Raw genomic sequence first — 24,885 nt, forward strand, 5'->3', positions numbered from 1 at the left:
AAGGGAAATCGCATAAAAAATCATGAAAAAAATTGTTTTAGGATTTAGTGGCGGGCTGGATACCAGCTATTGCGCCCAATACCTGAGTCAGGAGCTGGGCTATGAAGTGCATAGCGTGATTGTCAACACCGGTGGCTTTACGGCCGAAGAATTAAAGACGATCGAGGCGCATGCCTATACCTTGGGTGTGGCTTCCCATACAAGCATAGATGCCGTACATCACTATTACGACAGCATTATCAAATACCTCGTCTTTGGCAATTGTCTTAAAAACAATACCTATCCCTTAAGTGTAAGTGCTGAAAGGCTGTGCCAGGCCATACATATAGCCAATCATGCCAAAGCAATACAGGCCGATGCCGTCGCGCATGGCAGTACCGGGGCAGGCAACGATCAGGTGCGTTTTGATATGGTTTTTCACCAGGTAATACCGGGTGTGGAGATTATTACCCCAATACGCGATCAGCAATTGAGCCGTGCAGAAGAGATTGCCTACCTTAAAAGCAAAGGCATAGCCATGGACTTTGAAAAAGCGGCTTATAGCATCAATAAAGGGTTATGGGGCACCAGCATAGGTGGTAAGGAAACCTTACAAAGCCACGGGATGCTTCCAGAAGAGGCCTGGCCCACTGCCTGTACCAAAACAGAAATGGAAAAGGTAACCCTGGAGTTTATTCATGGAGAATTGAAGGCCGTTAATGACCGGAATTTTGCCCATCCGGTGGCTGCTATTCAATACTTGCAGCAGATCGCGGGACCTTTTGGTATCGGTAGAGATATTCATATTGGAGACACCATTATCGGTATTAAAGGCAGGGTAGGCTTTGAAGCTGCAGCGCCCATGGTGATCCTTAAAGCACACCATACCTTAGAGAAGCATGTGCTTACCAAATGGCAATTGCAATGGAAAGATACCCTGGCGCAGTTCTATGCCAACTGGCTGCATGAAGGGCAATTGTTAGATCCGGTGATGAAAGATATCGAAGCCTTTTTTGAAAACAGCCAGCAACAGGTAAATGGTAAAGTCTTTGTTCACCTCTATCCTTACCGTTTTATGATTGCAGGAATAGAGAGTGCACATGATCTCATGCACAATGCTTTCGGGCAATACGGAGAGATGAACAGCGGCTACACCGGAGCAGATGTAAGAGGATTCAGTACCATATTTGGCAACCAGGTAAAAATCTGGAATGCCGTAAACAACAGACCAAAACAAGACTAAGATGAAAACAATAAGAATAGGTATTATCGGTGGCGCAGGCTATACCGGCGGAGAGTTGATCCGGGTATTAGTACAACACCCGGTTTCGGAAATTGTTTTTGTACACAGCAGGAGCAATGCAGGCAAAGCAGTTACTTCCGTACATCGGGACCTGATCGGAGAAACGGATTTGTATTTCACCGATACCCATACACAGGAGATTGACTTATTGTTTCTGTGCCTGGGTCATGGAGCATCCCGGGCCTTTTTGGAGCACAATACTATAAAGGAACATATCAAAGTGATTGATCTGGCGAATGATTTTCGCATACAGGATCAGGCTTTATGGAAAGGCCATGCTTTTATATATGGTTTACCGGAGCTGCAAAAGGAAAAAATAAAGACGGCGCAATACCTGGCTAATCCCGGCTGTTTTGCTACGGCCATCCAATTGGGTTTGCTGCCCTTAGCCGCAGCGGGTGTGTTAGGAGCCGTTTATACTACGGGAATTACCGGTAGTACCGGCGCCGGCCAGTCATTAAGCAGTACCAGCCACTTTAGTTGGCGTGCCAATAATATTCAAGCTTATAAAACGCTGAGCCACCAACACCTGACAGAAATAGGGCAGTCCTTAAAACAATTACAAGCCGATATCCCTGCCGATGCGGTACATTTTATACCCTGGCGCGGCGACTTTCCCAGAGGTATCTTCGTGAGTACACAATTAAAAAATGATCTGTCCTTAGATGCATTATACACTCTATATGAACATTACTACCGGGAACATCCTTTTGTACACCTTAGTAAAGATCCCATCGACCTGAAGCAAGTGGTGAATACCAACAAATGTCTGATCCAGATTGAAAAGCAAGGGGAGGACACTGTCATACACAGTACTATCGATAACCTGTTGAAAGGCGCTGTAGGTCAGGCAGTACAAAATATGAACCTGATGTTTGGCCTGGAAGAAATGACCGGCTTGCACTTAAAATCTTTAGTTTTTTAATCCATACCATATGAATTTATTTGACGTATATCCCATCAATCCTATCAATATTGTAAAAGCTTCAGGTTCTTATGTATGGGACGAAAAAGGGCAATCCTATCTCGATATGTATGGCGGCCATGCCGTGATCAGTATCGGGCATACCCATCCGCATTGGACAAAAGCCATCAGCAAACAATTACAGGAAATTGCCTTTTACTCTAACTCAATTCAGATTCCGATACAGCAACAATTGGCTGATAAACTGGGTCAGGTCTCAGATAAAAAGGACTACCAGTTGTTCTTGTGCAACAGTGGCGCAGAGGCCAATGAAAATGCAATGAAGCTAGCCTCATTTCATACCAATAGAAAAAAGATCATTGCTTTTAGCAAAGCCTTTCATGGACGCACTTCCTTAGCGGTAAGTGCCACGGATAACAAAAGCAATATTGCTCCCGTCAATGAAACAGATAATATTATTTTCCTGCCCTTTAACGATGTGACGGCATTAGCAGAAACATTCGCTACGGAAGGCCATGATATCGCTGCAGTAATTACAGAAGGTATACAGGGTGTAGGTGGCATTAATATGGCCAGCGTACCGTTTTTACAGGCCATCAGGGCTTTATGCGATCAATACGGAGCACTATATATTGCCGACAGTGTACAATGCGGTTATGGACGCTCCGGTAAATTTTTTAGTCATGATTATGCCGAAGTCAATGCAGATATCTATACTATGGCAAAAGGCATGGGCAATGGTTTTCCCGTAGCCGGTATCATTATTGCACCGCATATTCATCCCAAACACTTTATGCTGGGCACCACCTTCGGAGGCAATCACCTGGCTTGCGCTGCAGCATTAGCCGTTTTGGAAGTGATCGAAAAGGAGCATTTGATCACACATGCTTTAGAGATGGGTAACTACCTGATGGAAGCCTTAAGGCAAGTGGCACCCCTGGAAAACGTGCGCGGCCATGGACTCATGATCGGCTTCGATGTGCCGGAAAGCATTGCATCTTTAAAAAAGCATTTACTGCAAAAGCATTTTATTTTCACCGGAGAGGCGAAACCCAATGTGATTCGTTTATTGCCGAGTTTAGCCTTAACGAAAGCAGATGCCGATCTGTTCTTAACCGAGCTCAGAAAGGCCATACACACTTTACAAAACACTTAAATATTTTGTTGTGCAAAAATTCACCTGCGTACAAGACATTGCAGATAGCGGACAGGACTTATCTCTGGCCATAAACCAATTGATTCAGGAAGCATCGGCTTTTAAGAAGACACCTTTTGCCCAACAGACTTTGGGTCTGCAAAAACGTATCGGGTTAATCTTTTTAAATCCCAGCTTACGCACGCGTTTAAGTACGCAGGTAGCGGCAGAGCAATTAGGATTGCAGGCGATGGTTTTTAATATAGGTAGCGAAGGCTGGACCTGGGAATTTGAAGACGGTGTGGTGATGAAAGGCAATACTGCAGAACATATTAAAGATGCCGTTCCAGTATTGAGCAGCTATTTTGATGTATTGGCGATCCGTACCTTTCCCGGTTTAAAAGACCGCCAATTAGATTATTGCGAATTTTATCTAAACCAATTTATTAAGTACAGTACCGTACCGGTGATCAGTTTAGAGAGTGCCACATTACATCCCTTACAATCGCTGACAGACCTTATGACCATTAGCGAATTCGGGCTTAAACGACCTAAGATTGTTTTGTCCTGGGCACCACATGTAAAAGTCCTGCCACAATGTGTTGCCAATAGCTTCGCCCAATGGGTGACTGCATGGGATCAGGCCGATTTTATCATTACGCATCCCGAAGGTATGGAACTTGAAGAAACCTATACACGTGGAGCAAGCATAATCCATGACCAAAAAGAAGCCCTGGCAGAAGCAGATTTTGTATATGTCAAAAACTGGAGCAGTTATCGTGATTATGGACAAGCAATGAATGGAAAAGAAGATTGGCTATTACAGCCGGAGGATTTGTCCCGGACCAATGCTGCCAAAATAATGCACTGTCTGCCCGTAAGGAGGAATGTAGAACTGAGTGATGCCTTGCTGGACAGTAAGCAAAGTATTGTTACCCAACAGGCCGCCAATAGGGTATGGGCTGCACAAGCCGTACTGGCACAAATATTAAATACCAATGGATAAAATCACTATTATAAAAATCGGGGGCAATATCATTGATGAGGAAACGCAACTGGCCTCTTTCCTAAAGCAATTTGCACAGATAGCCGGGAAGAAAATCTTGGTACATGGGGGCGGTAAACTGGCGACCCGAATGGCAGACCGTCTGGGTATCCCACAGGAAATGGTCGAAGGCAGACGCCTTACCGATGCTGCTACTTTACAGATTGTCACTATGGTTTATGCCGGTTATATCAATAAAAATATTGTAGCCCTTCTACAACAATACCCATGCAATGTGCTGGGAATTTGCGGCGCCGATGCCAATATTATAAAAGCACATAAAAGAACATCTTTTGAAGTAGATTATGGTTTTGCCGGCGATATTGATACGGTTAATGTAACCATGCTGGTTCAATTGTTGCAAACTACGGAAGCTTTGGTGATCGCGCCGATTACACATGATGGGCAAGGGCAATTGCTCAATACCAATGCCGATACGATTGCACAAGAACTGGCTAAAGCTTTAAGTTCCGTTTATGCAACTGAACTGGTGTACTGCTTTGAAAAACCGGGTGTGCTGTCGGATGTAAACGACGAAACCTCGGTGATTCGGGTATTGCAACCGGCACCTTATGCACAACTAAAAGCCAAGCGAAAGATCTTTGAAGGCATGATCCCAAAACTCGATAATGCTTTTTCAGCCGTGCAGGCGGGTGTACAAGCAGTACATATCGGTAATGCTACCGCGCTCGACGCATTGATAAAAGGCCAGTGTGGCACCAAAATTATGTTATGACACCCTCCCCGGAACTATTACAGCAAGATGCCATCGAGCTGCTGAAAGCATTGATCAAAATACCTTCTTTGAGTAAAGAAGAGGAACATACTGCCGACCTTATAGCCGGGTTCTTACAAGCACGTGGTATCGAAATTATCCGCATCGGTCATAATATATGCGCCCGTAATCTGCATTTTGATCTGCAAAAGCCGGTAATCCTACTCAATTCGCATCATGATACGGTAAAAGCCAACAATGGATATACCCTGGATCCTTATGATCCTATAGAAGAAGGTACGCAATTGTTTGGCCTGGGCAGTAATGATGCCGGGGGGTGCCTGGTGGCCCTTATTGCAGCCTTTATCTTCTTTTATGATAAAACAGACCTTTCCTGTAACCTGGTGTTGGCCGCAACGGCAGAAGAAGAAATCAGCGGTAGCGGTGGCATCACTTCTTTATGGACAAATGAGGTATTTAATGCTTATACCGGATTTTTAGAGCATAAAGTGCATTGGTCTGCGATTGTCGGGGAACCCACACAATTACAAATGGCAGTGGTAGAACGCGGATTGCTGGTGGTTGATGTACGGGCGACGGGTAAAGCGGGGCATGCAGCACGTAAGGAGGGTGAAAATGCGCTTTATAAGGCATTGGAAGATATTGATTGGCTACGGAATTATACCTTCGAAAAAGTAAGTGATTTCTTAGGCCCGGTGCAACTCTCGGTAACCTCGATAGAAACGCCGAATAAACAACATAATGTGGTCCCTGATACCTGCGATTTTGTGATTGATATCCGGGTAAACGAATGTTATGACATGGCATCGATCCTGCACATCCTGCAAGCACACCTGCACAGTAGGATCAAGGCCAGAAGTACCCGTTTACGTCCCAGCAGTATTGCGCTGAACCATCCTTTAGTCCTGGCGGGAACAGCAATGGGGCTAAATTGCTTTGGTTCTCCCACCACGAGTGACAAGGCTTTAATGCCTTTTCCCGCGGTGAAAATGGGTCCGGGTGATAGTGCACGCAGCCATACGGCAAACGAATTTATTTTTATACCCGAAATAGCAGAAGGTATAGCCACTTATATCCAATTATTAGCAAGAATAATCCTTTAATCGTATGAAAAAACTTTGGCAGAAAGAACATAGTTCCGTTTCGGAAATAGTGGAAACGTTCACAGTCGGGAAAGACAAAATGTTTGACCTATTATTGGCTGCTTATGATGTACAGGGCTCTGCAGCACATGTACGCATGTTGGGCGAAAACGGATTGATGCCTCCGGAAGATGCCGATCAGGCCATTCTGGGACTGAATGCGATTGCTGCCGAAATTGAAGCAGGCAATTTTCTGATTGAAGATGGGGTAGAGGATGTGCATTCACAAGTAGAACTGCTGCTCACAAGGCAACTAGGGGATATTGGCAAGATGATTCATAGTGGCCGCAGCCGTAATGATCAGGTAGCGGTAGACATTAAGCTGTTTCTTCGAGCGGCCTGTATAGAACTTAAGGAAGCCACAAAAAGCTTGTTCGACGACTTGATTACCAAAAGTAATCTTCATCAGGCAGATTTGATACCCGGGTATACGCATTTGCAAATAGCCATGCCTTCTTCTGTGGGTTTGTGGCTTGGTGCTTATGCAGAAAGCCTGGTCGATGATCTGGCACTATTGGCCACTGCCTATAAACTGTGTAATAAGAATCCTTTGGGAAGCGGCGCCGGTTATGGTTCTTCTTTTCCTTTAAACAGAAAACGCACTACTGAATTATTGGGTTTTGAAACCCTGCACTGGAACAGTATTTATGCGCAAATGAGCCGGGGAAAAACAGAAAAAACGGTAGCCATTGCCATAGGCGGTATTGCCGCAACCTTAAGTAAACTGGCATTGGACTGTTGTTTATACCTGAATCAGGACTTTGGCTTTATCTCCTTTCCGGAGGCATTGACGACGGGCAGCAGTATTATGCCCCATAAAAAGAATCCGGATGTACTGGAGTTGATCCGAGGCAAATGCAACCGTATTCAGGCGATACCTAATGAATTGACTTTGCTGATCAATAATCTGCCCAGTGGCTACCACAGAGAGTTGCAGCTCACTAAAGAAATATTGTTTCCTGCCCTTACAGAACTGGGAAGTTGTCTGCAAATGATGCGATTGATGCTGCAAGAGATAAAAGTAACTAAAGATATCCTGAAGGCTGATAAGTACCAATACCTGTTTAGTGTAGAGGCCGTAAATGAATTGGTATTGACAGGGGTACCCTTCAGAGCGGCCTATCAGCAAGTGGGGAAAGCCATTGAGGCCGGTACCTTTTCGGCGGGTGAAAAAAGAGTCCATACCCATGAGGGCAGTATTGATCATTTATGTAATGAAGAAATAATAAAAGAAATGGAGCAGGTATTAGCATTGTTTCCCTAACCATTTTATACAATAGTAAAGGGGGTTCTGTAACAGAACCCCCCTTTACTATTGTATGATTATATTTTATCTGATGATCGTCATATGATAGGATAATATCTATTATCAACCACACTCATCAAATAATTATTTTTTCGTTCTGGCTGCTTTGGCCATACCATTATTTCTTTTGGGCTGTGTCGACTGTCTTCTGTCCGGAGCGGCCGCTTTAGTGTCTTTTTTCTCCAATTGTTTCATCGGATAGTTATGGTTTTCTACTACCGGAATTTTCATACCGATAATTTTTTCAATGTCCTTGATATAAGCCATCTCATCGATGTCACAAAAGGAAATAGCAATTCCTTCTGAACCTGCACGGCCACCTCTACCAATCCGGTGTACATAAGATTCCGGGATATTTGGAATTTCGTAGTTGATTACATATTTCAACAGGTCAATATCAATCCCTCTGGCGGCAAGGTCAGTTGCGACCAATACTTGAATCTCTTTTGATTTAAATCGCTCCAGAGCATTTTGCCTTGCATTTTGCGATTTATTACCGTGAATCGCCATGGCAGAAAGTTCTCTTTTATTCAAGATCTTCACCAGTTTATCCGCGCCATGTTTGGTTCGGGTAAATACCAGTACACTGTCTTTGATCTCATTGGCAATCAAATCGGATAACAATTGGTATTTGCTGGAACGGTCTACATAATACAAGCTTTGCTGAATAGTCTCTGCAGTTGTCGATTCCGGCGTTACCGATACTTTAACCGGTTTGCTCAGGATTGTATCTGCCAAAGCCTGTATCGCCTTAGGCATCGTTGCAGAGAAAAATAAGGATTGTCTTTTATGCGGCAGTAATTGAATGATCTTTTTTACATCATGAATGAAACCCATATCCAGCATACGATCTGCCTCATCTAATACAAATAACTCAATATCCTTAAGAGAAATAAGTTTTTGTCCGATCAGATCCAACAGTCTACCTGGGGTTGCGGTTAGGATATCTATGCCTTGTCTTATTTGTTGTACTTGTGCATGTTGGTTTACCCCACCGAAGATAACGGCATGTTTCAGGTGTAAAAATTCACCATATTCCGAAAAGCTCTCATCAATCTGGATCGCCAATTCGCGGGTAGGGGTTACAATAAGTGCTTTGATATTGGGTCTCTGTTTTGCAGGCCCTTTGGCATCTAATAATTGTAAAATAGGAATTGCAAAGGCAGCAGTTTTTCCGGTACCGGTTTGTGCACAGCCCAGTAAATCCTGTTGCTTCAATATATGAGGAATGGCTTGTTCTTGTATAGGGGTAGGATTTTGATATCCCAGCTTGTCTAAAGCTAATAAAATTGGTTTAATTAATGCTAAATCTTGAAATGTTGTCATTTATAAAAGTGTTAGCGCACCATTTGAGTTGCGCTTATTCTGTGCAAAGGTGCGTTATTATTATCGAATAATTGTTTTTTGTCCGTATCCCTTATGTATTTTGTGTTTGGTTTTGCCTGAAGTACTGTGAAAATAAATACCGGTCAGTCCTAAAACGATGCCCGCCATCGCACAGTTGTTGCAAAAAAGAAGGCGGCAAACATACCTGGCGTTAAGGGGAAAATTGAAATTTTATGCGCATGTTTATGTCCAGGGCCATAATTTTACTTCAGGATCATCAATTCCCTAGTATGGGCCAGAAAACCATATTTTTGGTATAATGTCCGTGCAGGTGCATTATGGGGCTCTATTTCCAGGTAGATGATTTTCAGATCCAATGCTTTTTGTTGTGTCTTAATAAAGGCAACACTTGCACCACCGGCGCCTTTACCTCTTGCTTTATCGGATATATACAATTCGTCTAAAAAGGCGATTCGTCCGCCATATTCGAAACTCCAGACAAACGTAAGGATTGTATAACCGATCGCTTCGGCATTGTCCATAATCAGCCATGCTTTTCCCAACGTTTCTTCCTGAAGAAATGTATGTAACATTTGCTGTGTGCGTACCGGATCAATGGGATACTGATCTATAGCATAAAAGGCTTCCATCATGGGGATCATGGTGGCTATCGTTTCTTCCCCAAGCGGGCAAAACCGGATCGTGGTGTTACTCATACGTTTGATTGTTTAGCCTTCTTCCCTTTACGATCTAATAAATAATTGATACTGAAATGAAAACCGATGCTGGTGAGCACCAATAAAATCCCGGTGCCAATCCAAAGCTGATCAAAACCGAAGACTGTTGCAATTTTGGAACCGAGTAAAGGGGAAATGATAAATGCAAGGGCCACGGAAATACCATTCATACCCATATAGCTCCCTTTATTATGTTTTCCTGCCCTTACCGCGGTGATGGTAGACATAAAGGGCAAAATGAGGATTTCTCCCAGGCTCAGCAGTGTAATGGAAATAAATAGTACAATCAGGTGGTGGTCTAAACCAAGCATACTATAGGAAATCGCGCATAATAGCGTACCGATCACCATAGTTTGGGTAATGCTGAGTTTGTGTTCAGCAATGTGTACCAAAAGCATTTCAAAAAGCACTACGACAATACCACTGTATCCGAGTAATACCCCGATTTCCTGTCTGCTTAAGCCCGCCGTATCTTTATAGAACAGGGGCAGGGTGCTCAGTAATTGAAAAAAACAAACAGAAAAGACGGTACACAAGATACAGAACAGTATAAACCGGCCATCAGTATAGGGAGAACGCTCTTTTTTCCGGACAACAGGCACTTCCTTGACGGCTGCTTTCTGTACTTTGAACTGAAGATGTCTTTTTCGGAAAAAGTATACATAGGCAATACCGGCTACCAATGCGGCAATCGCATTGGAGATAAACAGAAAGTTATAAGAAATAGCAGACAGTAAGCCGCCAAGCGCCGGGCCGATAGAGAAGCCCAGGTTTACCGCCATTCGATTCAGGGAAAATGCCCTGGTAATATTCTCGGGCTGTGCATACTTGGTAATAGCGACAGAGTTGGCCGGTCTAAAGATCTCGCTGGTTACGCTTTGTACAAAAACCATAGCCGCCAGGCTTATGGGCGTGGTAAACAGGGGCAGTAAACAAAACATCGGAACACTAGCGAACAGACTGAATGCCTGTATCCTAAACTCACCTATCTTATCTGTAATATAGCCACCCAACCAGGAACCGACCACGGCACCTACACCGAAAAAACTTAAGACCATTCCTGAGTCTGCTATGCTGAATTTCAAGTGGTCGACCATGTATACGCCCAAAAAAGGCAGTACCATGGAGCCGGCCCGGTTCAGGAGCATAACAGCAGAAAGCATCCATGATTCGATAGATAGTCCTTTAAAAGAGTCGGTATATATTCTGAATATTCGTTGCACGGGTAGGTGGGAAAAGGGCAAATGTACGTTTTATCTCTAAGGGCTGATTCTTCTTAAGAAAAGTTTAATCTATTGATTATTAGTTATTCTTGAAAAAGAATCGGCTTGGTTTCTGAAAAAATAAAAAGGCTCCTCTGTAGAGAGAAGCCTTTTTATGATCCTGCGGAGCAGGTCTTACTATTTTACAACATTACCCGTAATTTTTAATTCTACAGGGGTTCTGCTTGCATTAGATTTAATGTAAATAGATTTGTTAATAGGGCCAACTCGGTTAGCGGTATTATACTTAACCGTGATTTTTCCTGTTTTTCCAGGTAAGATTGGTGCTTTAGGCCAATCTGGCGTCGTACATCCACAAGATGACTCTGCTGTCTGTATTAATATTGGCTGATCTCCGGTATTGGTAAACTCAAAAACATGAATAGCATCCGGTCCCTCTTTTACGGTTCCAAAATCAAAAGAATTATTTGATTCTTTGAAGCGGAAAGATGGTCCTGCCTGTGCAAAAGTTACAATAGAGAAGGTAAGCGCTAATATTAGTGAAGATAATGTCTTTTTCATTTTAAAAAATCATTTTATACTTAACTAAAAATAGCCTTAATTAGCTTTCATTACTGATTTTACCTCAGGTGCAGAAGTAGCTGGTTTTGGCGTTACATTACCTGTGATCTGGATTACTTTAGTACCCATGTTAGACGTAACCGTAACATTTTTATTAATTGGACCTGGACGACCCGGAGTAGAATAAGCTACTTTAATAATTCCTTTTTTACCTGGCTTTACCGGCTCTTTAGACCAAGACGGGCTTGTACAACCACAAGAAGCAGTTACCGATTGCAGAATGATAGGCTCTTTTCCTTTGTTCACAAACTCAAAATCAAACTCGGCTTTATCACCTTCTTTTACGGTACCAAAATCATGAACTTCGTGCTTGAACTTCATTACGTCAGCAGGGTTAGCAGCAACTGCAGCTTCTTCTTTCGCTTTCAGCGATTTTCTGTTTTCTTGAGCAAATGCAGCAGTACCCATAAGCAATAATACTGCTAAAGACATTAATGGTTTTTTCATTTTTATTGAAATTTTATTTAGTTTGTAAATGTATTTTTCATGACAAAGTTATAACTACTTAAGATACAAAAAAAGATTATATGGGTTAATTGCAGGTTAAAAACATCTGCATAACGTATATAACGCTGTAAAGCCCAGTATTAAATTTTGTTGGGGCAACTATATTTGCTTCTCTTAGATCCTCCACAACTTTGCAACAAAGTACCTGTAAAGAGTACCGCAAATACAATAACAATAATACGTGTGTATTTTTTCATTGAAAAAAAATTGAAATATTTAATATATGAGTTTATAAAACAAAGTTATGTAAAAAATAATAACATTACAATAGAAAATTATGCTCAAAATCCTTCTAAAGAGTTAATAATCACCGTAAGGCATCTGATTTACTATAATATTAACACCGCTGCTAAATGAGCACAACTGTGCTTAGCATTCCATTTCCTTTACATCTGCCGCAATAACTAAACGGCCTTCTGTTTTGGCTTTAATCTCTTCGATGGTTACTCCGGGTGCATATTCTTTTAATACAAAGCCTTCAGGGGTAATCTCAAAAAAGCCCAGATCAGTAACCACACGCTGTACACATTTTAAACCTGTGATCGGCAGCGTACATTGAGATAGTAATTTTGAATTGCCCTCTTTATCGGTATGCATCATCGCGACGATAATATTTTTGGCAGAAGCCACAAGATCCATCGCACCACCCATACCTTTAACCATTTTGCCCGGTACTTTCCAGTTGGCAATATCACCCTGATCAGATACTTCCATTGCACCTAAAACCGTCAAGTCTACTTTTCCGGCACGGATCATCCCAAAACTCAAGGCGCTGTCGAAATAACTGCCTCCCTGACGTAGCGTAACGGTTTGTTTTCCGGCATTAATCAAATCTGCATCTACGTTTTCATCCGTAGGGAAAGGGCCGATCCCTAACATTCCATTCTCACTTTGCAATTCAATTTCAATATTATCCGGTACGTTATTGGCCACCAGTGTTGGTACGCCGATACCCAGATTTACATACATGCCGTCTTTTAATTCTTTGGCAATACGTTGAGCGATTTGATCTCTGTTTAAACCCATAATTACGCTAGTGTTTTGTAATACGCAAATGTATATATTTTTTCGAGTCCTGCAATTATAATTTAGTAGGTAAAAGTAGCCTTGAAATTAACCCTTTCCCGATCCTTCAATACAACCTTCCAATTGCCTTTATAGCTGATATAAGAAGGTAAAAGCGTATTGCCCACCTGCTTCAGGTCAACATACATCACGACATCGAAATCGTAGCCGAACGCGTCATAAGAAAGGGAATAATCCCTGGCGATAATGGAGTAATCGGACGGTCGGAACCAGGTGATGAAGCGGTTGATCACTACTTTGTTTTTATACGCTTCTTTCGGTAACGCTTCGAAGCAATAAGCTTCTTCCCCGTTTTTGGCCTGTGCTGTAAGCTTAAAATCATACATTTTAGCCACCTCCGGTTCGAAAATACCCACTTTATTACCAATGAACGGTAAGCCCGGAATACTCGAACCGGGATTAAACATTAATAGTTTAAGCTGTGTTTTGCTTTTTTCAATACGGTTACCGGACACTTCCCGGCTTAAAGCGCCTTTCACTACATTGTCTTCCTTACAAACGGTGCCTCGCGTAAAGAAGAGGTTGGCATACAGCTCTGCCGTAAAGTAATTATAGTTTCCTTTTTTCGTATAGAAATCGCCGGTAGTCTTTTCCTCCAGTACCCTCATGGTACGGCATCCATTCCGGTATATCTGTTTGGTTTCGCTTTGTAAAGATGCAGACACCGCACCCCGTTTATTGAATACCACAATATTATTTTCCGCATCATAGGTACGCAGATGCATGGTTTTAAAAGCTTTGTAAAAAGTGGTATCTTCTTTGATCACCTTAATAAAATTGGCCACATTAAAGCCTCCTTCTCTGGCCAAAACCATGACTTCATCCAGCTCTACGGGTATATAAAAGGTAGTGGTGTCTACCGTTTGTGCCTTGGCCGGTACGCAAAATGCAAGCAGAAATATATAAAAGAGATTAATTGTTTTCATGAAGTTGGTTTAATAAGGCAGCAGCAAAAAGCAGGTCTTCCGGCGTCGTGATTTTGAGGTTACTTTTTTCGCCCTCCACAAGATGTACTGGTTGACCAAAGCATTCTACCACACTGGCCTCGTCGGTAAAGTCTTCCCGGTATTCCTGCGCAAATGCAGGCAGCAATAATGATCCTTTAAAGGTTTGTGGCGTTTGTATCGCCCGCAGGGCATTTCGATCTATTGCGATAGAGCCCGTGTTATTAACTTGTCTGATGCTGTCGCTCACGGTAATGGCAGGGATAGCACTTCCATGTGCCTGAGCAGCGGCATAGCATCTCTGGATCAGTTCGGGCGACACCAAAGGCCTTACCCCGTCGTGAACAAAGATAATATCTTCTTCCTTTGCCTCAAGCAACCCGTTTTTTACACTGTGAAACCGGCTGGGGCCTCCATGCACAATGGTGATTTCTACGCCACCGGAAAATTGCTGTAGTACCATATTGGCATAGCTGATCTGTTCGGTAGGCAATACCAGTACAATCCGTACAGCAGGAATGGCCTCTATAAAAGCCGCAATTGTATGGTATAATATGGGTTTATCCTGTAGGGGTAAGAATTGCTTGGGCAGGGCATTTTGCATGCGTAACCCTTTACCACCGGCAACGATTACTGCTACGCATGGCGCTTGTTCTGGAATCATGAGTAAAAATGAGGTTTCTTTTTGCAGACAAAGGTAGTATAGAATGTAGATAAAGCATAATATTTACTATTTTCGCCGCACTCTATTACTTAAGAAACTTTAAGTTCGTATGGTTAGCCCAATAAAAAAAATAAACAAATTTGACTTCCTGCTCTTGATTGCCATTGTTTTGGAAATCCTGTTTAGCGTTTACGCCAAGAAATTTTTCGATCAACCGGTTAATGCATTTGGTTTTTTCTTTTCGAGTCTTCTTTTTGGAGTTATTTTGTTGCTTAAATTCTACAACAAAGATGCTGTTTTATCTGTTCGGATAAAAGAAGCCAAGCGGAAAAATTGGCTGAGCCTGATCATGGTGCTGCTCAGTTTAATTGCGATTGCCTTTATCTCCAGAAGCAATATCGCCCTCTTTCTGCGCGTCCCGGTGGGTCCAGAAACCTCCGATGTAATTCCTACCGTGGCCGAGCTTTGTCAGCGTTACCTGAAGGGTTCTTTTGTGTATGAACCGATAGAAAAATTCGGCTACCATTTGCCCGTTACTTACCTGCCCATGCAGTGGATGCCTTACCTGATTGCCGAAAAGGGTGGTTTTGACTATAGATGGATTGCCATTGGCATTTGGATCATCGCTGCGGTAGTCTTATTAATACGCAGTTTCCGGTCGCAAAATGTAATGGTCCGGTTCTTTGCACCGGTATTGCTGGTCATGTCTTATTTCTACATCTGTTATTATAACGACAGTATTGTAGCTAATGTGATCGAAATGATGGTATCCGGCTATTATATTTTACTTATTGTCTCGCTGAACACAAAGAATGCTGTATTCAGAGGCCTCATCATTGGCATTTGCCTGCTGTCCCGATACAGCTTATTACTATGGCTGCCGCTGGCCATCCTGGTGATCTTTTTGTCTGAAAACAGGAAACATTTTTGGACGACAGCGCTTACTGTATTCCTCTTTATTTGTATACTGTATGTGATACCTTTCTTAAGTAAGGACTGGAGTATTTTCTATAAAGGCTATAAGCATTATGATATATCTGCCCTGGGAGAATGGAAACACCTGAATATTTACACCAATAAACCTTTTCATTTGTATAGCGGTCATGGCATTGCCTTTTGGTTTTACGAAAGAAAGGGCTTCCCGATAGAAATGCGTTTGAAATACCTGCAAAAAGCCCATCTGTTCCTGTGTTTGGGCGCAACCGCCATTATGGGAATATGGTATTGGTTTAAGCGTACCAAAATAAACGACAAGATTTTCCTGATGGGTTCTTTCAAAATATACCTCGCGATCTTCTTATTTTTTATCCAGGTTCCGTATCTCTATTTAATGATCGTTGGCTTGTTTGTGAGCATTGCAATATTCTTTGAACAGGGACGTTATCTTATTATTCGGAAAGCAGATTCGTAATTTTAGCTTAAATTTGAAGATCAATTTTTAATTATTCAACAATGAAATACTATCTGATGGCATTACTGTCTTTTTTATTTGCCTGCAATCCTAAGACGAATGCACAAATACCCAAATCCATATACGATTTTAAAGTTGCGGCTTTAGATGGTGCGACGATCGACTTTGCCGCTTTTAAGGGCAAAAAAATCCTGATTGTAAACACCGCTTCTAAATGTGGTTTTACCAAACAATATGAAGATCTGGAGCAATTGTACGAACGATATAAAGATCAATTGGTGATCGTGGGTTTCCCTGCCAATAACTTTATGGGGCAGGAGCCGGGTCAAAATGAAGATATCGCCGCTTTTTGTAAAAAGAATTATGGTGTTACCTTTCCAATGGCCGCAAAAATATCGGTAAAAGGTAAAGATATGGCGCCTATTTATCAGTGGTTAACCAATAAAAGCTATAATGGAACGGAAAGCAGTTCTGTAAAATGGAATTTTCAGAAATACCTGATTGATGAAAACGGGAAGTTGGTGCAACATTTCAGTCCGGCTACGAAACCCCTGAGTGACGAAATTGTATCTAACCTAAAAAAATAACGCTTGTTGTTCATGAACTATAGTAAAGGATTTTGGCTGGTCATACTGCTATGCAGCACGGTGTTTTTTTCTTGTGTAAAAGACAAACCGAATCCGGGCGATAAGGGCCAAATAACAACAGAAAGAAAAATAGTAATTGCTAATGAAGGCGTTTTCGGCAACGGAAATGCCTCTCTTAGTTATATTGACGTAAGTAAACACAGCATTGTCAACAATGTATATAGCAACCAGAACAATGGAAGCCTATTGGGTGATGTATTTCAAAGCATGACGGTTGTCGGGGATAAATTGTACCTGATCATCAACAATTCCAATAAAATTGTGGTGGTTGATAAAAATACCTTTACAAAGCAAACCGAGATCAGTATTCCACAGCCCAGGTATATGCAAGTAGCCGGTAACAACAGGGCTTATGTTACCAATATGTATGGCAATAAAATTTACATAGTAGACTTAGCTGCCAATACCGTCTCCGGTGCTATCAGTACCACCAACAAGAACAATGAAGGTATTATTGCCTTAAACAATAAGATATATGTTTGCCCCTGGGATACGGCTTGTAATTTTATTTACGAGATCGATCCGGCCAGCAATAGCATCACCAATCGTATACCGATCGGGGGTTATGCACCCACACAGGTATTGACCGATAAAAATAATATGCTTTGGGTGGTAGCGGGCAACCCCCTATACCATAAACCGGCGACTATTACACAGATCAACCCTGCCAATAACAGTATCCTTAAAACAATTTCTTTTGGTGCAGATGCGGAACTGATCAAACCTGCCTTTAACCCAACTAAGGATACGCTGTATTTTATCGGAGTAGATTATCAGGGGCGGGTAAACAGTTATAATGGGATATACAGAATGCCCATAACGGCGACACAAGCGCCAACACAGGCTTTTATTGCAGCACAAAACCTGCAGTATTTCTGGGGCTTGGGTATTGATCCCTTAAGCGGTAAAATATATATCGGCGACCCTAAAGGCTTTACGCAGAAGGGGAGTGTACTGGTCTACAATCCTGATGGCAGCTTAGTTGATCAATATTTGGCAGAACTGGGACCGGGTTATTTTTATTTTGAATAATATTTATACCATCAGATTACGATTTCTCCTTATCCTCTTAGGGCTTTGTTTGGCCGGTTCAGCATGGGCACAAACGCCCGGAGCCCCTATACTGTCTATCACAGTAACGGACAAGGCAAAACACAAATTACCTCCGTATAAGAAATTTGACCGTAAGGAAAGTGTTTCTGCTTATTTACAAACAGAACTTATCGCACTGCATAAACAGGGTTATCTGGAAGCATCTGTAGATGAACTCCTCCAGCAACAGGATACTTTTTACGCAAAAGTGCACATCGGAGCAGTATATAAAATCGGCAAGATTAGTTTACAATCTGTGCCTAAAACCATTCTGAACAATGCCGGTATTGTAGAGCGGGATTATGAAAATAAAGTATTGAGCCCGCAAAGGATCGGTACTTTGATGGAACGCCTCCTGACCTATGCAGACAATAATGGCTTTCCTTTTGCATATATCGGGCTGGACAGTACTTATATAGACAGCAACCATACCTTTAATGCCGTAATGCGGTTTCTGCAAGGACCTTATATTACCATCGATTCTATAAAAGTATTTGGCAATACCAGTGTTGAAAACCAGTTTCTGCAGTCGTATTTAGGGATCCGGCAAAACAAACCCTATAATGAAAGTGCGCTACGCGGCATCTCGAAAAAAATACAGGAATTACCGTTTTTAAAAGAGGTACGGCCTTGGGAAATGTATTTCTCTGTAGATAAAAATAACCTGAATCTATACCTTAATGATAAAAATGCAAACCAGATCAATGCTTTGATCGGCCTGCAACCCAACAGCCAGGAAGCCAAACGTTTTGTATGGACCGCAGACGTGTTATTGTTATTGAATAATACTTTTGGTTATGGTGAGACCTTTAATGTGACCTATAAAAACCTGCAGGTTCGTTCCCCGCAATTTAATGCAGGTCTGATCGTGCCTTATATTTTGGGTTCCAATATCGCTTTGGATGGCAAGTTTGAATATTTTGGCCGGGATACCTTATTCCGCAGGACTTCTTATGAGCTGGGTGCACGCTATATGTTTAATGCCAAAGATTATCTTCGGCTGAGCTTTCAATTATACAACAACCGCATACAAAACCCCGATACCGCTTATGTAAGGGCCAATAAAACCCTCAATAACAATGTAGACCTCAATACCCGGGGATTCAGCGCTGATTTTGTCCTGAACCGTACGAATTATATACAAAACCCAACCAAAGGCTGGGCGGCCAATGTCAGTATAGCCGGATTAAAGCGCAATGTGTTAAAAAATGATGCGATCTTATCGCTTACAGATGGCTTTGACTATAATAGTTTGTATGAGGAAGCGAATAAAACATCTTTTCAATACCGTATAAATGGTAACCTGCAATTTTTTATACCCCTGGCCAAGCTGCTGGCCATAAAGACGGCCTATGATGGGGCATACATCAGTGGTAATAAATTATATCAAAATGAATTATACCAGATCGGAGGTTTCAGGCTACTCAGGGGTTTTGATGAAAGGAGTATTTATGCGAACCAATACCACCTGATGACGATAGAATTAAGGGCTTTGTTGTCTGCCCAGTCTTACTTTTTCGTATTTGGTGACGGCGGCAAGACCTATACACAATATAATTTGGTACATACTTCTAATACGCCTTTAAGTTTCGGGACGGGTTTGACCCTGGAAAACAAATCCGGGATTTTCAATATCGTGCTGGCTTTGGGAAAGCAGGAGGGTGAACATTTCCAGTTTAGAAATGCTAAAATTCACTTCGGATATGTGACCTACTTTTAAACGCAGAAGTAAAATAAAAATAATGCCTTAATTTTGGCATTCTTCAAAAAAATTGAAATAGATTTCATGGCAAAAATTGCACCATTTAAAGGATTAAGACCCAGAACAGATATTGCGGCGCAGGTCGCGGCATTACCCTATGATGTTTCCAGTGCAGATGAATTGAATGCGACGAAAAATAATCCGTATAATTTTAACCATATTACGCGTTCGGAAATTGACCTTCCCGAAACAACGGGGATGAATAGTCCTGAGGTATATGATAAAGCGCAGGAAAACCTGGAGCAGTTTATCGCAGGGGGTATTATGACGCAGGATGAGCAAGCCTGTTATTATATTTACAGACTGATCATGGATGGCCGTAGCCAAACGGGCCTTGTTTGCTGCTCCTCTCTGGAAGATTACGAGAATGAGCTGATTAAAAAGCATGAATTTACCCGGCCGGACCGGGTGCTCGACCGCGCCAATCATATCAAAAGCACCAATGCGCATACCGGACTGGTTTTTCTGGCCTGTAAAGACGTGACGGATTTAAACGAGCTGTTGGAGCAGTGGAAAAAAGATCATGAAGCTACTAACGATTTCGTTTCAGAAGATGGCATTCAGCATACTTTTTGGGTGGTAAATGATGCCCATACGATAGAAACCATTACCCATATATTTAAAGAGCAAATACCCTATACTTATATCGCAGACGGTCACCATCGTACAGCATCTGCTTTGCAGGTCGCCCATGAATTTGACCAGCAGGCATCCATGGAAGATAAAAAACAGGGATATCGTTATTATTTGACCTGTGTTTTCCCCGAGAGCCAGGTGGCGATTATGGATTATAACAGGGTTGTCAAAGACCTGAACGGACTGAGCGAAGCGGCATTTATGGAAGCACTGATGCTAGATTTTGAACTGAGTGAAGCGCCTGCAGGTGGCCCTTACCGCCCGCAACAGGCACATGAATTCGGCATGTACCTTAACCAAAAATGGTATATCCTTAAAGTGAAACCCGATACTTATACCAAAGACCCGGTGAGTGTTCTTGATGTCAGTATCTTACAAAATAATATCTTGAGCAAGATCTTAAATATTCACGATCCGAGGGTAGATACCCGAGTAGAATTTGTAGGGGGCATCCGCGGCTTACAATACCTGCAGCGAAAAGTAGATAGTGGGGAGATGGCTGCAGCCTTTTCTTGCTATCCGGTAAGTGTATCACAATTATTTGAAGTAGCCGATGGGGGAAAAGTGATGCCACCCAAGTCTACATGGTTTGAACCCAAAACAAGAGACGGGCTTGTGGTACACATGATCTAAACAGCAGCAATAAACATGAACACGATAACACAATATAATACCGTAGTAGCCGCATGTGAATCTGTCTTTTTGAAAAAGGCGCAAGATTACGGCACGTCCTGGCGTATGTTTCGGCCTATTTCTATTGTAGACCAAATCTACATAAAGGCCTGGCGCATTCGTCAGATACAGGAAAATAAAGGGGTACAGCAGATTGAAGACAGTATAGCCAGTGAGTTTTCCGGGATCATCAATTACGGTTATATTGCTTTAATACAGGCAGGCCTTGGTGACAATGATCCTTTAGAACTGGATATCGCTATCGTACAGGAACAGTATAAGGCACAGGTGGATTTTGTAAGGGCCTTAATGCTGAAAAAAAATCATGATTATGGCGAGGCATGGCGCAATATGAGCCAGGAGTCTTTTGCCGACCTGATCCTCACCAAACTCTTACGCATCAAACAGATTCTCGCTAATGACGGGAAAACCATTATCTCAGAAGGAATGGAAGCCAATTTTTGCGATATCATCAACTACGCCATTTTTGCATTAATTTTAATAGACGAACAAAAATAAATTTCATCACAATGAATACAATCGTTACCCCAAAACCCAGAAAAGCAGGCTTTTATATCTTAAATATTGTAAGAATACTGGTCGGTGTACTCTTTATCTTCTCCGGATTGGTAAAAGCCAATGATCCTTCCGGTTTGGCTTATAAGATGGATGAATTTTTTGAAGTATGGAAAATGCAGGCATTTGTTAAATACAGTCTGTATATATCTATTGCGATGATCACGTTTGAGATCCTTGCCGGGATTGCCATGCTGATCGGTTATGCTTACCGTTCGGTCTCTTTTTTGATTTTATTGTTAACCATATTCTTTACTTTCCTTACAGGATATGCCGTGTTTTCGGGTAAGATCAAGGAGTGTGGCTGTTTTGGAGATTGTATTCCTTTGGAAGCGTATCAATCTTTTATTAAAGATCTTATCTTGCTGATCCTCGTCTTTTTATTATTTCTGGGTAGAAACCAGATAACAGGATTATTCAAGAAACAATGGGGTACCGCAGTGATTTTTGTAGGCCTCATTGCGACACTAGGCATACAGTTTTATGCATTAAGGCATTTGCCTTATGTAGATTGCCTGGCTTATAAAGTAGGCGTAAATATCTGGAAAGATATGCAGGTGCCTCCCGGTGCCAAACCAGATGTATATGCATCCGTATTGGTTTATGAAAAAGATGGCAAGCGGGTAGAGTATACCCAGGAGCAATTTATGGCGGACTCTACTTTGTGGAACCTGAAATATATCGAAAGCAAAACATCCCTGATCGAAAAAGGGAATGCAACACCTAAAATACAAGACTTTTCTGTTCGCGATTTTGCCGGACAGGATTATACCGAATCCCTGTTGAAAGATGAAGGCTACTCTTACTTACTGTTTGTAAAAGATGCCGATAAAGTATCAGGTAAAGACATGGATGATTTACGCCAGCTAATCAAAGATTCCTATGCAAAAGGTATCGGGTTCTATATCCTTTCTGCCAATGATGAAGCCGCAACCAACCGCTTTAAAGCTAAGTTTAAGCTGGATGCCGATGCTTATGCGATAGATGGCACCGTATGTAAAACGGCTATGAGAAGCAATGGTGGTTTAATGCTGATCAAAAATGGCACCATTCTTGGGAAATGGAGCAGACAGGATTATCCAAAATCTGTAATTACCCCTAAATAAGCAATGGTTACTTTCCTAAAAAGGGCGGCAAGAAATTCTTGCCGCCCTTTTATATTTGCGTATACGCCTATTTCTTAAACCTATTCTTAAGGTGGCTCAAAGCATCAGCCATAGTTTCATGTTTTGGTTCTGAGGTCCCCTTTTTAGGCGCCTGGTTCTTTTTGGTTGCCGCAGCACCGGGTGCCTGCGCCTGCTTGATCGACAAAGCAATCCGTTTTCTGGACAGGTCAACTTCCGTAACCAATACCATTACCTTATCATTCAGTTTTAAAGCCTCACTCGGATCGCTGATATATTGATGCGCAATTTCGGACACATGCACCAAACCATCTTGTTTCACCCCGATATCCACAAACGCGCCAAAGCGGGTAAGATTCGTTACAATACCCGGTACAATCATGCCGATGGCCACATCTTCTATACTGTAAATACTGGCATATTCAAATTGTTCCAATTCACTACGCGGATCAAGACCCGGTTTTTTTAGCTCTTTGATAATATCTTGTAAGGTGTGTAACCCAATCGTTTCACTTACATATTTTTGAATCGCAATCTGTTTAATCGCCTGTTCATTACCGATTAATTCTGCGACGGCCACCTGTGTATCTTTCGCCATTTGTTCTACGATATGATAAGCTTCAGGATGCACACCGGAAGCATCTAAAGGATGCGTTGCATTTTTGATTCTTAAAAAGCCCGCGCATTGCTCATAGGCCTTATTGCCCAGGCGTGGTACTTTTAATAAATCCTTACGATTGGCAAACTGCCCGTTTTCACTACGATACTTTACAATATTTTCGGCAACATTAGCGCCGATACCACTCACATAAGCCAAAAGGTGTTTTCCCGCTGTATTCAGGTTCACGCCCACCGCATTCACACAGCTTTCCACTGTCTGATCCAAACGATCCTTCAAACGAGTTTGGTTTACATCATGCTGGTACTGACCCACACCAATACTTTTAGGATCGATTTTTACGAGTTCAGCCAATGGGTCCATCAACCTTCTGCCGATGCTCACTGCGCCTCTCACCGTAACATCATAATCCGGAAATTCTTCCCTGGCCGTAGGCGAGGCGGAATATACCGAAGCCCCATCTTCATTCACCAGGAATATCGGTAAGGCCAGTTGCAGGTTTTTCACAAACTGCTCTGTCTCCCTGCCTGCCGTACCATCACCAATCGCAAAGGCTTCGATCTGGTGTTTTTGCACCAACGATCGGATCGTATTTTCCGCTTCATTTAATTTATAGTTCTTTTCATGCACATAAATCAGGTCATTATGCAATAAGTCTCCTTTATCATCAATCACTACAACTTTACAACCGGTACGGTAACCGGGATCAATAGCTATAATGCGCTTGGATCCTAAAGGAGAGGAGAGGAGCAACTGACGCAGGTTTTCGGCAAATACGGTTATGGCCTCTTCATCAGATTTTATTTTCAATTCCATACGGAATTCACTTTCCAGGCTTGGTTGCAGTAGTCTACGGTACGCATCTCTGATGGCTTTCTTTACCTGTTCCGTCGCCGTACTGTTTCCTTTTAAATAGTCTTCCTCAATGGTTGCCAGGGCGGTTTCTTCTTCCGGGGTAATGTTCATCTTCAGGATACCTTCCATGAAGCCACGCATCACTGCCAGCATACGGTGCGAGGGTATTTTGGATACCGGCTCTGAAAACTCAAAATAGTCTTTATACTTTGCACCTGCCGCTTCCTGCCCGGTAAGTACTTTACTTTGTACCGTTGCTGTTTGTTCAAACAGTTTCCGCATCTTAGCCCTTACAAGTGCATTTTCATTTACCGTTTCCGCAATAATGTCGCGCGCACCCTGTAAGGCCGCCATCGGATCGGTCACGGTATCATTAAGGTAGGCTGCTGCCTCCGTTTCCGGGTTTCCTTCTTTTTGTTCCAACAACCATAAGGCCAGGGGTTCCAATCCGTTTTCCCTTGCCGTCTGTGCTTTAGTTTTACGCTTAGGCTTATAAGGCAAGTAGATATCCTCTAATTCATTTATCGTAATGGCTTTGTCTATTTTCCGCTGTAATTCCTCCGACATTTTGCCCTGCTCCGTAATCGTCTTTTCAATAAATGCTTTCCGATCCGAAAATTCTTGTTGAAACTTTGCCTCTTCCTGTATCTGCTGTATCTGTACCTCATCCAGCGCACCGGTCTGATCTTTGCGGTACCGCGCGATAAACGGTATGGTGGCGCCTTCACCTAAAAGTTCCAAAACCGTAAGGATACCTTTCTCTGCCAAACCAAGTTTCTGTGCAATAATTTTAGAATGTGTCGTGTGCATTG

Annotated in this window: 23 protein-coding genes; 14 read left to right on the forward strand and 9 right to left on the reverse strand. The window is 42.3% G+C overall.

What is annotated here, in order from left to right; all coding sequences use genetic code 11:
• Positions 1 to 22: 22 nt before the first annotated feature.
• From DBR32_RS09120 to argH, 7 genes are read left to right on the forward strand one after another with little or no spacing between them, the layout of a single operon-like run.
• The gene (locus tag DBR32_RS09120; RefSeq protein ID WP_233559702.1) at positions 23 to 1,222 is read left to right on the forward strand and encodes an argininosuccinate synthase; all 1,200 of its coding nucleotides are present in this window, start codon (positions 23 to 25) and stop codon (positions 1,220 to 1,222) included.
• Between the two features lies 1 nt (position 1,223).
• Complete coding sequence (gene argC, locus DBR32_RS09125; protein WP_124636005.1) at positions 1,224 to 2,207, forward strand: N-acetyl-gamma-glutamyl-phosphate reductase; 984 nt, start codon at positions 1,224 to 1,226, stop codon at positions 2,205 to 2,207.
• A 10-nt stretch (positions 2,208 to 2,217) separates the two neighbouring features.
• The gene (locus DBR32_RS09130; protein ID WP_124636006.1) at positions 2,218 to 3,363 is read left to right on the forward strand and encodes an aspartate aminotransferase family protein; all 1,146 of its coding nucleotides are present in this window, start codon (positions 2,218 to 2,220) and stop codon (positions 3,361 to 3,363) included.
• 10 nt (positions 3,364 to 3,373) lie between these two features.
• Positions 3,374 to 4,348 (forward strand): acetylornithine carbamoyltransferase, encoded by a 975-nt coding sequence (locus tag DBR32_RS09135; RefSeq protein WP_233559703.1) that lies wholly within the window; start codon positions 3,374 to 3,376, stop codon positions 4,346 to 4,348.
• A complete protein-coding gene (gene argB, locus DBR32_RS09140) occupies positions 4,341 to 5,123 on the forward strand; it encodes an acetylglutamate kinase (RefSeq protein WP_124636007.1) in 783 nt (260 codons plus the stop codon). Before DBR32_RS09135 ends, argB begins: the two co-directional genes overlap by 8 nt.
• Complete coding sequence (locus DBR32_RS09145) at positions 5,120 to 6,226, forward strand: M20/M25/M40 family metallo-hydrolase (RefSeq protein ID WP_124636008.1); 1,107 nt, start codon at positions 5,120 to 5,122, stop codon at positions 6,224 to 6,226. The genes argB and DBR32_RS09145 overlap by 4 nt, the downstream gene beginning before the upstream one ends.
• A 4-nt stretch (positions 6,227 to 6,230) precedes the next feature.
• Positions 6,231 to 7,529 (forward strand): argininosuccinate lyase, encoded by a 1,299-nt coding sequence (gene argH / locus DBR32_RS09150; RefSeq protein WP_124636009.1) that lies wholly within the window; start codon positions 6,231 to 6,233, stop codon positions 7,527 to 7,529.
• A 126-nt stretch (positions 7,530 to 7,655) separates the two neighbouring features.
• On the opposite strand, the gene DBR32_RS09155 is transcribed toward argH, so the two are convergent.
• The 8 genes from DBR32_RS09155 to DBR32_RS09190 form a co-directional block, all read right to left on the reverse strand.
• A complete protein-coding gene (locus tag DBR32_RS09155) occupies positions 7,656 to 8,897 on the reverse strand; it encodes a DEAD/DEAH box helicase (RefSeq protein WP_124636010.1) in 1,242 nt (413 codons plus the stop codon).
• Between the two features lie 263 nt (positions 8,898 to 9,160).
• The gene (locus tag DBR32_RS09160; protein ID WP_199724430.1) at positions 9,161 to 9,613 is read right to left on the reverse strand and encodes a GNAT family N-acetyltransferase; all 453 of its coding nucleotides are present in this window, start codon (positions 9,611 to 9,613) and stop codon (positions 9,161 to 9,163) included.
• The gene (locus DBR32_RS09165) at positions 9,610 to 10,878 is read right to left on the reverse strand and encodes an MFS transporter (protein ID WP_199724431.1); all 1,269 of its coding nucleotides are present in this window, start codon (positions 10,876 to 10,878) and stop codon (positions 9,610 to 9,612) included. Before DBR32_RS09165 ends, DBR32_RS09160 begins: the two co-directional genes overlap by 4 nt.
• A gap of 156 nt (positions 10,879 to 11,034) precedes the next feature.
• On the reverse strand, positions 11,035 to 11,418 hold the full coding sequence (locus tag DBR32_RS09170) for a DUF1573 domain-containing protein (RefSeq protein WP_124636011.1): 384 nt from the start codon (positions 11,416 to 11,418) through the stop codon (positions 11,035 to 11,037).
• 36 nt (positions 11,419 to 11,454) lie between these two features.
• The gene (locus tag DBR32_RS09175) at positions 11,455 to 11,925 is read right to left on the reverse strand and encodes a DUF1573 domain-containing protein (protein WP_199724432.1); all 471 of its coding nucleotides are present in this window, start codon (positions 11,923 to 11,925) and stop codon (positions 11,455 to 11,457) included.
• Positions 11,926 to 12,354: 429 nt separating this feature from the next.
• Complete coding sequence (locus tag DBR32_RS09180) at positions 12,355 to 13,011, reverse strand: CoA transferase subunit B (protein ID WP_124636012.1); 657 nt, start codon at positions 13,009 to 13,011, stop codon at positions 12,355 to 12,357.
• 62 nt (positions 13,012 to 13,073) lie between these two features.
• Positions 13,074 to 13,997, reverse strand: a complete 924-nt coding sequence (locus DBR32_RS09185) for a hypothetical protein (RefSeq protein WP_124636013.1) — start codon at positions 13,995 to 13,997, stop codon at positions 13,074 to 13,076.
• A complete protein-coding gene (locus DBR32_RS09190; RefSeq protein WP_124636014.1) occupies positions 13,984 to 14,679 on the reverse strand; it encodes a 2-C-methyl-D-erythritol 4-phosphate cytidylyltransferase in 696 nt (231 codons plus the stop codon). The genes DBR32_RS09185 and DBR32_RS09190 overlap by 14 nt, the downstream gene beginning before the upstream one ends.
• A 109-nt stretch (positions 14,680 to 14,788) precedes the next feature.
• Here DBR32_RS09190 and DBR32_RS09195 point away from each other — a divergent pair, with 109 nt between their 5' ends.
• From DBR32_RS09195 to DBR32_RS09225, 7 genes are all read left to right on the forward strand, one after another.
• On the forward strand, positions 14,789 to 16,090 hold the full coding sequence (locus DBR32_RS09195) for a hypothetical protein (protein WP_124636015.1): 1,302 nt from the start codon (positions 14,789 to 14,791) through the stop codon (positions 16,088 to 16,090).
• 41 nt (positions 16,091 to 16,131) lie between these two features.
• Positions 16,132 to 16,677 (forward strand): glutathione peroxidase, encoded by a 546-nt coding sequence (locus tag DBR32_RS09200; RefSeq protein WP_124636016.1) that lies wholly within the window; start codon positions 16,132 to 16,134, stop codon positions 16,675 to 16,677.
• 12 nt (positions 16,678 to 16,689) lie between these two features.
• Positions 16,690 to 17,769, forward strand: coding sequence for a DUF5074 domain-containing protein (locus tag DBR32_RS09205; protein WP_124636017.1), 1,080 nt, complete (start codon positions 16,690 to 16,692; stop codon positions 17,767 to 17,769).
• Positions 17,762 to 19,549 carry a BamA/TamA family outer membrane protein gene (locus tag DBR32_RS09210; RefSeq protein WP_124636018.1) on the forward strand — a complete coding sequence of 596 codons (1,788 nt, stop codon included), beginning with the start codon at positions 17,762 to 17,764 and terminating at the stop codon, positions 19,547 to 19,549. The genes DBR32_RS09205 and DBR32_RS09210 overlap by 8 nt, the downstream gene beginning before the upstream one ends.
• 66 nt (positions 19,550 to 19,615) lie before the next feature.
• Positions 19,616 to 20,860 (forward strand): DUF1015 domain-containing protein, encoded by a 1,245-nt coding sequence (locus tag DBR32_RS09215; RefSeq protein WP_124636019.1) that lies wholly within the window; start codon positions 19,616 to 19,618, stop codon positions 20,858 to 20,860.
• A 15-nt stretch (positions 20,861 to 20,875) separates the two neighbouring features.
• Positions 20,876 to 21,418, forward strand: coding sequence for a DUF1599 domain-containing protein (locus DBR32_RS09220; protein ID WP_124636020.1), 543 nt, complete (start codon positions 20,876 to 20,878; stop codon positions 21,416 to 21,418).
• 11 nt (positions 21,419 to 21,429) lie between these two features.
• The gene (locus tag DBR32_RS09225; RefSeq protein ID WP_124636021.1) at positions 21,430 to 22,581 is read left to right on the forward strand and encodes a BT_3928 family protein; all 1,152 of its coding nucleotides are present in this window, start codon (positions 21,430 to 21,432) and stop codon (positions 22,579 to 22,581) included.
• A 67-nt stretch (positions 22,582 to 22,648) separates the two neighbouring features.
• On the opposite strand, the gene DBR32_RS09230 is transcribed toward DBR32_RS09225, so the two are convergent.
• Positions 22,649 to 24,883 carry a Tex family protein gene (locus tag DBR32_RS09230; RefSeq protein WP_124636022.1) on the reverse strand — a complete coding sequence of 745 codons (2,235 nt, stop codon included), beginning with the start codon at positions 24,881 to 24,883 and terminating at the stop codon, positions 22,649 to 22,651.
• Between the last annotated feature and the right edge of the window lie 2 nt (positions 24,884 to 24,885).

This window comes from Taibaiella sp. KBW10 (assembly GCF_003852495.1).
Taxonomy (GTDB): domain Bacteria; phylum Bacteroidota; class Bacteroidia; order Chitinophagales; family Chitinophagaceae; genus Edaphocola.